The sequence below is a fragment of the Ferruginibacter profundus genome (genome assembly GCF_054783275.1).
This window is the reverse complement of the sequence record NZ_BAAGQW010000001.1, coordinates 2,349,860-2,362,725: the sequence shown is the minus strand read 5'-3', so window position 1 is coordinate 2,362,725 and position 12,866 is coordinate 2,349,860. Positions and strand designations below refer to the sequence as shown.

Here is a 12,866-nt window from a genome sequence, read left to right as displayed (position 1 = left end):
ATCATGCGCTTGCTATTCCAACAATTTTTAAAAAGCAGTACTGCTGTTCTGCTGCTTTTATTTGTGCTGCCGCTTTGTGCTGTGGCACAAACGAAATCGGTTTCCGGTATTGTAAAAGATGCCAAAGGCGACCCTGTTCCTAACGTTACTGTAACGGTAAAGGGCAGTAAAACCGGGGTTGCTACTGCAGCTAACGGATCGTTTACTATTAATGCTGCATCCGGTGCCACGCTGGTATTTACTGCAGTAAATTTTGAAGCTGCAGAAATTAAAATTGGCGCTGCCAATAGTTATGATGTGGTACTTACTGAAAAACAAACCGTACTATCTGATGTGGTGGTAGTGGGATATGGTAAAAGTTCACGGAAAAATTTATCCAGTGCTGTAACAACAATTAAACCCGACGACTTTAATAAAGGTGCTATCGGCGATGTAGGGCAATTGTTACAAGGTAAAGTTGCCGGTGTAAATATTACTGCCAGTGGCGATCCTAACCGGTCTGCAGCAGTTATTTTACGTGGTGCGTCTACACTAAACAGTTCGCAGGGGCCGTTTTATGTAATTGATGGTATACCCGGGGCTGATATAGCAGTGGTGGCTCCTGATGATATTGCCACTATCGATATTTTAAAAGATGCTGCGGCTACTGCCATTTATGGTAACCGTGCTGCCAATGGTGTAATTATTATCACTACCAAAAAAGGAAAGAAAGGACAGTCGCTGGTAACCTACAGTGGTTATGTTGGCACTGAAAAAGTTTCCAGCGAACTGAAAATGATGGATGCTGCACAACTGAGGGCATTTGTTACTAAAAACAACCTGGCTTTTACGCCGGCCGATGATAAAGGTGCCAATACCAACTGGCAGAAAGCAGTTGAAAAAAACAGTGCCTTATCGCACAATCATAATATTTCTTTAAGTGGCGGTAACGAGCATACTACTTATAATGCCAGTGTAAACTACTTAAGCAAAGAAGGGATTTTGTTAAACAGCGATCTTACAAGGGTGATTGCACGTATAGGCTTAGAACAAACTGCCCTTAATGATAAAGTAAAGTTTGGTATCAATGTAACCAACTCTAACAGTAGCGCCGATGACCTGCCTTACAGGAATACCATCTTATTACAGTCTGCGCTTTACCTTCCGGTATCTCCTATAAAAAATGCTGATGGTTCTTATTTTGAAAACTTTGTTAAGTCCGGGTATTATAATCCTGTATCCATGCTTAACAATGCACAAATGAATACCAAGTACAATTTACTGATCGGAAGTTTTAACACCCAGGTTAAACTGCCTTTTGGATTAACCTATGACCTGAATCTTTCTTACCAGAATTCATCTTACCTCTATGGTGCTTACCTGAATAAATATTTTACCAGTAAGTACAACAGCATGTACGATAATCCTGATCCGGGTTATAGCGGACATACTTTACAGGCTTTTGGTTCAAACGGTCAAGCTACAAGAAGTTCTTTCCAGGACAGAAAAAAAGTGCTGGAAACATTCTTAACATGGGATAAAAAGATCGGTTATCATAGTATCAATGTAGTTGCAGGATATTCATGGCAGGATAATATTATTGGTGATGGTTTCCAGATCACTACCAGTAATTTCCCGGTTGATAATACCAGCTATAACAACCTTACCTTGAGCAGTCCGTCTACTTACGGCAGTGGTTTATATTTTGGTGCCGGCGGAGCGTATCAGCATACCCGTTTGATATCTGACTTTGGCCGTTTGAATTATAACTACAAAGAAAAATATTTATTACAGGGATCAATCAGGAGAGACGGAAGTTCAGTGTTTGGAAAAAATAATCAATGGGGTTATTTCCCTTCTGTAGGTGCTGCATGGAGAATTACACAGGAAGATTTTATGAAAAATCAAACGATCTTTTCTGACCTGAAATTAAGAGGAAGCTATGGTGTAACCGGTAATGCCTCCGGCTTTAATGCGTATACAGCGCAATTTATTTCCGGAAGCCTGGGTACGTATTATTATAATGGTGTAGGTTTAACATCTGCCTATGGCCCGACGCAGGCTGCAAATTTTGACTTGCAATGGGAAAAAACAGCCACTACCAATATCGGTTTGGATTTTACCGTGTTGAAAGGGAAATTAAGCGGATCGGTTGACTGGTATGAAAAAAATACTACCGGAATGATCTATGGCTACAGGGTAGATCCGATACTGGTTCCTTCTGGCAGAATTACTGCTAATGGAGGTACTATTAATAACAAGGGTATTGAGTTAAGTTTGAATGCTACCCCGGTTGCTACAAAAGATTTTACATGGAACAGCAGCATCAACCTGGCACATAATAAAAATGTGATCACCAAATTAACCAATCCATTATTTATTGGCGGAGATTCTGTAAGTGTAAGTTATCCTGAAGGTAGCGGCCAATCGGGAAGCTCATTGCAACTGTTGAAAGAAGGCCATCCTTTAGGACAGTTCTTCACACTGGAATATGCAGGAAAAAATTCAGCAGGCGTATCACAATTTGTTGCTGCTAACGGAAGCTTAACTACTACTCCTACCAGGGCCGATTACCGCTACGAAGGTGACGCACAACCTAAATTGGTGATGGGATGGTCGAACAGTCTTAAGTATAAAGATTTTGATTTTAATCTTTTCATCAGAGGCGTATTTGGCAATAAAATATTTAATGCCACCCGTGCAGACCTCTTCAGGCCTACTACTGCAATGAGTACCAACATACTGGTTGATGCAGCAGATGAATCACCTGCGGATGGAAATGCCTATAAATATTCCAGCAGGTTTATCGAAAGCGGTAGTTACATCAGGTTCGATAATGCATCACTGGGATATACCATCAAAGGCATATCTAAATATATCAAATCGATGAGGGTGTATACTTCTGTAAATAATCTTTTTACCATCACTAAGTTTAAAGGTATTGATCCGGAAGTTAACCAGGGTGGAATTGCACCGGGTGTGGATTATAATAATTTTTATCCTAAAACAAGAACCGTTTTAGTTGGAGTAAATGTTTCCTTTTAATTAAAACTTGTTAAATAATAAATCATGAAAAAATTAATAGCTTATATTGTTCTTCCTGCATTACTGCTGAGTGCAATAAGTTCATGTCATAAATTAGATGTTCCTATCACCACACAGTTAACCCCTGATGTTTTTCCCAGGGATTCAACACAATTTATCGCCGCTTCGGGTCCTGTTTATGTAGCACTGAGAGGGAATTATGCTGCAGAATGGTTCTTTCAGCAAACCTATTCTACCGAAGAAGGCATCATGCCTGCGAGAGGTGGTAACTGGTATGACGGCGCACAAAATGTGCAGATGCATTACCATAACTGGACCAAAGATAACGGGTACGTAAATGGTAACTGGGATTGGCTGTCTACTGTAATTGGTTATGCCAACCAGACACTTTCTATATTAGGTACTACAGAACCAGCCGGTGCTGCTAAAAATACCAATATGGCTGAAATTAAGATGGTGAGGGATTTGGCTTATTTCTTTATGATGGATAACTATGGCAATGTTCCGCTGGATACAGTGTATGGCGATTTTTCTCCGCATACAAATGTACCAAGGGCACAAGTGTTTAGTTTTTTAGAAAATGATATTAAAAGCTGCATACCAAGTTTAAGTACAGTAAACGGTGTAAGTACTTACGGACGCCCCACTGTGTATTGCGCTTATGCGTTGCTGGCAAAAATGTATTTAAATGCTGAATACTATACAGGTACCGGAAGATACAACGACTGTATTGCGGCATGCGATTACGTGATCAATTCGGGTAAATTCAATCTTGCCACTATTGCTAACTACCTGCAAATGTTCTATCCGCAAAACGGGCCAACAGCACCGGGCAGCAAGGATGAATTTATATTTGCTATTCCTTACGATGCTACTTCGGTAGGTAATTATGGCCGCTCCGCCAATTACCATGCAAGGTATGATGTACCACGTTCAATGGGGCAAGTGGCTCCGGGTGCTGGTTACAACTACTTTAACATTCCTTACACACCTGGTGCACCTGCCAGTACATTGCCTGAGTTCTATGCTAATTTTAATGATCCCAATGATATCAGGAATAAACAATGGTTAACCGGTTTGCAATTCCGCCCGGATGGTGTAACGCCAATAACTATTACTACTACACTAAAAGGATACGACCAGTTTTATACTGGTGTTGATGCACCGTATACCTACCAGTTAAATCTTACACCCAATATCGTTTTAAGGCAATCAGTTCCGTTATTCGATTGCGGTAATGATGAAATTGCATGGAACATGGGATATCGTAATATTAAATTCTATCCTGATGCTACTTCAACCAGCAGGAACCAGAATAATGATATACCTGTATTTCGTTATTCAGATATCATCCTGATGAAGGCAGAAGCAATCTTAAGAGGAGGAACTGCCACATTGGGCCATACACCGTTATCGCTGGTAAACTCTTTAAGAGCCAACCGCACCACTTCGGCACCACTGGCAACAGTTACTTTAAATGATATTCTTGCAGAACGCTCACGTGAATTTGCATGGGAAGGATGGCATAGGAATGATGTGATCAGGTTTGGCAAATACGAAGGTACATGGGGCTTTAAGACGAATAATGAAACCTACCGCAGGATTTTCCCAATACCAACAGGTGCATTTGCAGTTAACCCTGCTTTGGTACAAAATCCCGGTTATTAATTTCTTACAATAGCAGTAGTACAATCAATCAAAGCCCGGAGTTTTTACTTCGGGTTTTAAATTTAAATTGTAGAAAATTACAGTAGTATGAAACCTCAGTCAATTCTTGTTGTCACTTTTGCCATTTTATTTGCGGCAGTTGCTGATGCACAGGTGTTAATTAAAGATAGTGTGCATTATGTACAACCGTCAACGCTTACCACAGCTCCGGGTGCTTTAAATTTTATTGCCATGGGTGATTGGGGCAGGGTTGGCGCCGATCATCAAAAAGAAGTAGCCGCACAAATGGGCAAAACTGCTGCTGAAATAAAATCGCAATTTACCATTGCCACAGGCGATAATTTTTATCCCAGCGGAGTGATCAGTGAATCTGATCCGTTGTGGCATTATTCCTTTGAAGATATTTATACCGCATTTTCCTTACAATGGGATTGGTATCCTGTATTGGGTAATCATGATTATAAAAGTAATCCTGATGCACAGGTGGCTTATTCAAAAATCAGCAGGAGATGGAAAATGCCGGCACGGTATTATGCTAAAGTAATTTCAATACCAGGCGATACAGCCAGTAAGATTTTATTTTTATTTATAGATACCAACCCCTTGATACCTGAATTTTATGCCAATGCTGATTACGGGCCTAATGTAAAAAAAGCAGATAGTGCACAACAGAAAAAATGGATCGCAAAAGAATTAAGTAGTACTTCTTCGCATATAAAATGGAAAATTGTAGTAGGGCATCACCCTATGTTTACCGGCGGCAGCAGGTTTGAAGGTTACGATACCAAAGCCATTCGTAATTCTTTAAAGCCTTTGTTTGATAAATATGGTGTGGATGTTTTTTTAACCGGGCACGAACATAGTTTGCAACATTTGGTGAGCGGTAAAACACAACATTTTATTTCCGGCGCTGCTTCAGAAAAAACAGCGGCACGTTTAGTGCCTGAAAGTAAAATGGCTGCATCGGAATATGGCTTTATGGTTTTTTCTGTTACAACAAATAGTTTAACGGTACATACGATTGATCAGAATGGTAAAATAATTTATACCACCACTATTAATAAATAACAGCTTTGATAAAGCTGCAAAAATTGCTTTCTGTAAAAATATGAAACGACATTCTTTTATAAAAATGAGTGCACTGGCCATGCTGGCGCCATTAAGCAATGACCTTTTTGCAGGAGCAAGTGCTGCAAAAACTGTTTTACCCGGAGATGATATTTTTGAAAGAATGGTAATTGCAAATGATGTACAGGTTGATGGTTTGCTGCAAACAGTAAGTGTGGCTAATTTTAATTTTGGCAGAAAAGCAGGCTTTGATTTTGCTACATTGACCGCATCGTATTGTTATACCGGATCAAAATATTTTAAAAGTCCTTTAGTAGTTCCTAAACTGGAAATACTGATACAGGAACTCACGAAATTTCAAACAGCAGACGGCACGGTAAACGTGGGTAATTTAGAATCTCCGCCTGATACGGCTTTTTTATTGGAACCATTATCTGCTGCCGCTTTTCTGCTGGTAAAAAACAAAGGAGCCGAAACAGCCGGCATTAACAGTCAGTTAAAAACATTTATTATTAAAGCTGCCGATGCATTGGCAACAGGCGGTGTGCATACACCTAATCACCGCTGGGTGATTTGTGCGGCACTGGCACGTGTACACAAAATTTACCCCGATAAAAAATATACTGATAGAATTGAAGACTGGCTTGGCGAAGGTATCTATATGGATAGCGATGGGCATTATCCTGAAAGAAGCCGGATATATTCCGGTGTGGAAAATAATTCTTTACTCACGATGGGGCGCTTGCTTAACAAGCCAGCTTTATTTGAGCCGGTAAGAAAAAATTTAACGGCTACATATTATTACATGGACCCCGGTGGAGAATTAGTGACTACTGATTCCCGCAGGCAGGACCAATATATGACTAAAACAATTGTATCGTATTATTTATACTACCGGTATTTAGCCATAAAAGATAATAACAGCAATTTTGCAGGTATTGCCAAACTGATTGAACAAATGAATGGCTTTGAGGATGAAATAATGAACAGGTCTTTATTTCATTTTTTAGAAGATGAATTATTGCAACAACCATTACCAGCTGCTATTAAACCTTCGGTTGATTACGAAAAATATTTCAGCACCTCTCAATTGTTACGGATAAGAAGGGATAATACCACTGCCACAATTTTTGGCGGTGTGGATTGGCCGGTAATTATTGCATCGGGCCGGTCAAATAGTCCCAATTTTTATGCGTACAGAAAAGGCAATGCGGTATTAAAATTTATGCGCTTATCAGCAGCTTTTTTTGGTATGGGATATTTTTACAGCGAAGGCATAAAGAAGGAGGGCCATAAATATATACTGCATAAAAAAATAATGGTGCCTTATTATCAACCGCTTCCAAAGAATAAAAGAAAAGCTAGTGGCGATTATACATTATCACCCAGTATTGATGATCGCTTCTGGAATAAAATGGATTTTAAAGACAGGCCGGTAAGCAATGTTAAAACACTGGATACAACCATCACTTTTGCAGAGAATGGTAGTGCCAACGAACTTACATTTTTAGTGAGCGGACTTAAAGGCGTTGCTGTTACCATTGAATTATGTTTTGCAGAAGGTGGCAAATTAACCGGTGTAACAGAAGCTAAGGACGGCAATAATTTTTTAGAAACAGGGATGGGAAAATATGAATTTGGAGAAGAGAGCATTCAGTTTGGCCCGGGAGCAGTAACGCACAAAACGATTACAAACCTGGAAGGTGAAAGATACAGCACACATTTTGGTAACCTGCATACCAAAGGCATGTATGTATACATTACTGGTACAACACCATTTATGCACCAACTCATATTTAGTTAGAATATATGACAGAACAATCAATCAATATAAAAAAGCCTGCAACAAGATTATTATCTCTTGATGCATTGCGTGGCTTTGATATGTTCTGGATCATCAGTGGCGAAGGTATCTTTCATGGTTTAGCCAATGTAGTAGTAACAAAACATTCCTTATACCGTAACCCGGCTGACTGGCAGATTGCTGCAACAGGCGATCTGAATTTTTGGGAGCGAATTGCCGTGGGTATCAGTAACCAATTGCATCATACACCATGGAACGGTTTTACTTTTTACGATATTATTTTTCCGCTGTTCATTTTTATCGCTGGTATTTCTATGCCTTTTTCATTCGGAAAGCAAATTGAAAATGCCGGAGCTAATATGGCTATTGCAAAAAAAAATATTTATCGCTCATTGATAAAACGTACACTGATCCTTCTCTTTTTAGGTATGGTGGTAAACGGTTTATTCAAATGGCAGGGCTATGAAAATACAAGAATGGCAAGTGTATTAGGTCGTATTGCATTGAGTTGTTTTTTTGCTGCCATCATTTATTTAAACAGCTCATTGCGTACCCGGATTATTTGGTTTGCAGGATTATTATTATTGTACTGGGCTGCAATGGTGTTAATTCCGGTTCCTGGTTATGGTGCCGGTGTACTTACGCCCGAAGGAAACCTGGAAGCCTATATCGACAGGATATTATTACCCGGAAAATTACATCGTGCCGTATACGATCCGGAAGGATTATTGTCCACTATTCCTGCTATTGGCAGCGCTATGCTGGGTGTTTTTACAGGACAGTTTTTGGGCCATGAAAAACTAACTTCAATAAAAAAAGTACTGGTATTAATTGCGACAGGTATTGTATTGCTGTTAATGGGCCTGTTATGGGATATTGTTTTTCCTATCAATAAAAATATGTGGACAAGCGCTTTTGTTTTATATGCAGGAGGATGGAGCGTATTACTGTTCGCTGTATTTTATTATGTGATTGATGTGGCAGGATTTAAAAAATGGTGTATGCCTTTTGTGTGGGTAGGCTGCAATTCAATTTTAATTTATATGGCAGCACATGGTGTGGTGAATTTTGAATCTACGTCAACATTTCTTTTTGGTGGATTGTATAATAAAACGCCGGAAATGTGGCATAGCGCATTATTATGGACGGGTGTGGCACTTATTCAATTTGCTGCATTGTATTTCTTGTATAAGAAGAAGTGGTTTTTAAAAATATAGGATTTCATATAGAGAAGTCAGTTTTTTAAAAGCCGGCTTCTCTTACAGCTTAATTAACGATTACAAACTATTGAACTAATGAACAAATTACAGACAGCGGACTACATTGTATTTATTATTTATTTCATCCTCGTATCTTCTTACGGCATCTATATCTACAATAGAAAAAAAGCCAAAGCAACAGATTCAAAAGATTTTTTCCTGGCAGAAGGTTCGTTAACCTGGTGGGCCATTGGTGCTTCATTGATTGCTTCCAATATTTCTGCTGAACATTTTATCGGTATGAGTGGTTCGGGTTTTGCATTGGGCCTTGCCATCTCCACCTACGAATGGATGGCAGCAGCTACATTGATCATTGTTGCCATCTTCATCATCCCCATGTACCTGAAGAATAAGATATTTACTATGCCGCAGTTTTTAGCCAAACGTTACGACGGTACGGTAAGCACCATCATGGCAGTGATATGGCTGCTGCTATATGTATTTGTAAACCTTACTTCAATTATTTATCTCGGCGCATTAGCAATATCATCTATTGCTCCCATCAGTTTTGAATGGTGTGTGGCAGGGCTGAGTATTTTTTCTATCATTGTAACATTGGGTGGCATGAAAGTAATCGGCTACACCGATGTATTCCAGGTTTTAGTATTAATTATTGGCGGATTGGTAACTACTTACCTGGCATTAACATTATTATCAGAACAGTTTGGATTTGGTAAAGATATTTTTAAAGGCCTTTCCATTTTACGTAAAGAAGCACCCGAACATTTTCATATGATCTTTGATAAGTCAAGTCCGCATTATATGGAATTACCAGGCATGTCGGTTTTAATTGGTGGTATGCTTATTAATAATCTGGCTTACTGGGGATGCAACCAATACATTGTGCAAAGAGCCCTGGGAGCTGATTTAAAAACTGCCCGTAAAGGCATTTTATTTGCCGCATTTTTAAAAATGATTGTGCCGGTAATTGCAGTATTGCCTGGTATTGCCATGTATGTAATGCATCACAATGGGATGTTTCAAAAAGAAATGTCGGATGCTGTAACAGGGGCTATAAAGCCAGACCATGCGTATCCCACCCTGATGAATTTATTGCCTGCAGGATTAAAGGGTGTTGCCTTTGCAGCATTAACCGCAGCCATTGTTGCATCGCTTGCAGGTAAAGCCAACAGCATCTCCACTATTTTTTCTTTAGACATTTATAAAAAGTATATTAATAAAGATGCCAGCGAAAAAAAATTAGTGATCACCGGAAGATGGGCTGTGATAATTGCCATGCTGATTGGCGCCATTGTGGCACCTTCATTAAAAACATTAGACCAGGCATATCAATTTATACAGGAATATTCAGGGTTTTTCTCGCCGGGTGTATTGGCCATTTTCTTATTGGGTATGTTCTGGAAAAAAACAACTGCCGCAGCTGGTTTGGCAGGTGCATTGTTAACGGTGCCTATTTCAACGGTATTAAAATTTTTGCCGGGCTGGACCAACGGTGCTTTCCCCAACTATCCTTTTTTAGACAGGATGACCATTGCGTTTTTTCTTTTGGTCATCATCATGGTCACTATCAGTTTAATAAAACCTAAACCTGCAAATGATACGCATGTTATAGAAATGGATACGGCATTATTTAAAGTATCACCCGGGTTTATTGTAGGGTCGGTAATTATCTGTGGTATTTTAGCGGCACTGTATACCGTGTTTTGGTAAGGTGGTGAGTGGTGAGTGGGCGTTTTGCGAATAAGGTTATTTAAAATTATTGAAAGATGAGATTTTTTGTTGTTATTATATTGTATTTGTTGTTGCCAAATGCTACGCAGGCACAATTAAATATTGCCGCATCAAAAGCATTGTTGCAAAGAACAGTACCAGGTCATACGGCAGCATTTATAATTGAATCTTTGCCGCAACAAAACAATAAAGATGTTTTTGAAATAGAAGGCCGTAATAATAAAATTGTATTAAGGGGCAATGATGGCGTTGCCATTGCATCGGCACTATATTTTTATCTTAATGAATATTGCCATGCACAAATAACCTGGAATGGCACTCATTTAAATTTGCCCAAAACTTTACCGGAAGTAAAAACAAAAATTCATAAAGCCACACCATACGAGTATCGTTACTATTTAAATTACTGCACTTTTAATTATAGTATGAGTTGGTGGGACTGGCCACGCTGGGAAAAAGAAATTGACTGGATGGCATTGCATGGTATCAATATGCCGCTGGCAATAACAGGAGAAGAGTACACCTGGTATTTAGTGTATAAGGAAATGGGATTTACAGATGATGACCTGAAAGATTTTTTTTGCGGGCCTTCTTATTTCTCCTGGTTCTGGATGGGAAATCTTGATGGCTGGGGCGGGCCGTTACCAGTAAGCTGGATGAAAAATCATTTTGAATTGCAGAAAAAAATCATTGCACGGCAAAGAGCTTTAGGTATGAAACCGGTATTGCCTGCATTCACCGGGCATGTGCCGGCAGCGTTCAAAAAAAAATTTCCGCATGCCAGGCTCAAACAAACCAACTGGACCAATGGTTTTGCAGATACTTATATTTTAGATTCCGAAGACCCGATGTTTGCGATGATCGGTAAAAAGTTTTTACAAAAGCAAACCTCTTTATTAGGTACCGACCATTTGTATTCGGCCGATACCTTTAATGAGAACGAACCACCGAGTGATGATCCGGAATTTTTAAGTAAGCTGAGTGCAAGAGTGTATGATGGTATGCACCAGGCCGATACTGCTGCAATATGGGTAATGCAGGGTTGGTTGTTTTATAGTGATAGAAAATTCTGGGCAGCTAAACAAACGGAAGCGTTGTTACAATCTGTGCCCAATGATAAGATGATATTGCTTGACCTGGCAACTGAGATAGAGCCGGTATGGAAACGTACCGATGCATTTTATGGCAAACCATGGATATGGAATATGCTGCACAATTTTGGTGGAAACACCAGTCTCTTTGGCAGGATGGAAACTATTGCAACTGAACCTGCCCTTGCATTACACAATGCCAAAAGCGGTAACATGAAAGGCATTGGATTAACGATGGAAGGCATTGAACAAAATCCGGTGCTGTACGAATTGATGCTGCAGAATACCTGGCAGGATGAAGTGATCAATGTGGATGAATGGCTGCCGCAATATATTTTCAATCGCTATGCTGTAAAGAATACAAATGCTTTGAATGCATGGAATGTATTACGTAAAACAGTATATACAGTGCCTGCTGATAAATACAAGCGTGACGGTTCAGAATCAATTATACAGGCAAGGCCAACATTGGATTCGTCCGGCAGGTGGGCCAATACAAGATTGAACTATAATGCTAAAGACCTGTTGCCTGCATGGGATGAAATGATGAAAGCAATTCCGGACTGTAAAAACAGTGATGGCTTTCAATATGACCTGGTTGATATAGCAAGACAGGTACTGGTGAATTATGCCAGCGTATTGCAACAACAATTTGTAACCGCATATAAGGAAAAAGATATTACAGCTTTCTTAAAATACAGTCAACAGTTTATTGAACTGATTGACGATGTGGATCAATTATTAGCGACTAGAAAAGATTTTTTATTGGGCCCGTGGATAGCCAGTGCAAGAAAATGTGGTGCCACAGAAAAAGAAAAAACATTGTATGAGATGAATGCAAAAGACCTCATCACACTTTGGGGAGATGAGAATTGTCCGCTGAATGAATATGCCTGCCGCCAGTGGAGTGGTTTACTCAGCGATTTTTATAAACCAAGGTGGGAGCAGTTCTTTGTAAAAGCATTAGCGGCATTAAAAGAGGGAAAGGAAATAGATAAAAATAGTTTTGCAAAGGAAATTAAACAATGGGAGTGGCATTGGGTAAATGCAAGAAAAGATTATGCTGTTGCAACAAAAGGCAGCCCTGTGGCAATAACAAAAATGCTGTATCAGAAATATTATGCAGTTATAGAGAAAGCGTATTAAATATTTTTATCACGAACATGCTTATTTCTTCCCGTAGGGAAGCCAGTTGGGAATAACAAAAATGCACAATCAGAAATAGTATGGCTTTATAGAAGAAATGCATTAAACGTTCTT

7 protein-coding genes are annotated in these 12,866 nt (G+C 39.4%); all 7 read left to right on the top strand.

The features are described from left to right. The first annotated feature begins 3 nt into the window (after positions 1-3). The 7 genes from ACYVM0_RS10005 to ACYVM0_RS09975 all read left to right on the top strand — a co-directional run bounded on the left by ACYVM0_RS10005 (position 4) and on the right by ACYVM0_RS09975 (position 12,752). On the top strand, positions 4-3,024 hold the full coding sequence (locus ACYVM0_RS10005) for a SusC/RagA family TonB-linked outer membrane protein (protein ID WP_460556230.1): 3,021 nt from the start codon (positions 4-6) through the stop codon (positions 3,022-3,024). A 24-nt stretch (positions 3,025-3,048) separates the two neighbouring features. After that, positions 3,049-4,692, top strand: coding sequence for a RagB/SusD family nutrient uptake outer membrane protein (locus ACYVM0_RS10000; protein WP_460556226.1), 1,644 nt, complete (start codon positions 3,049-3,051; stop codon positions 4,690-4,692). An 87-nt stretch (positions 4,693-4,779) separates the two neighbouring features. Beyond that, positions 4,780-5,760, top strand: coding sequence for a purple acid phosphatase family protein (locus ACYVM0_RS09995; protein ID WP_460556223.1), 981 nt, complete (start codon positions 4,780-4,782; stop codon positions 5,758-5,760). A 40-nt stretch (positions 5,761-5,800) separates the two neighbouring features. Then, a complete protein-coding gene (locus ACYVM0_RS09990) occupies positions 5,801-7,564 on the top strand; it encodes a hypothetical protein (protein WP_460556220.1) in 1,764 nt (587 codons plus the stop codon). A 5-nt stretch (positions 7,565-7,569) separates the two neighbouring features. After that, the gene (locus tag ACYVM0_RS09985; RefSeq protein ID WP_460556217.1) at positions 7,570-8,781 is read left to right on the top strand and encodes an acyltransferase family protein; all 1,212 of its coding nucleotides are present in this window, start codon (positions 7,570-7,572) and stop codon (positions 8,779-8,781) included. A gap of 78 nt (positions 8,782-8,859) precedes the next feature. Further along, a complete protein-coding gene (locus ACYVM0_RS09980; protein WP_460556214.1) occupies positions 8,860-10,494 on the top strand; it encodes a sodium/sugar symporter in 1,635 nt (544 codons plus the stop codon). 56 nt (positions 10,495-10,550) lie between these two features. Further along, positions 10,551-12,752, top strand: a complete 2,202-nt coding sequence (locus tag ACYVM0_RS09975; RefSeq protein WP_460556211.1) for an alpha-N-acetylglucosaminidase — start codon at positions 10,551-10,553, stop codon at positions 12,750-12,752. Positions 12,753-12,866: the final 114 nt, after the last annotated feature.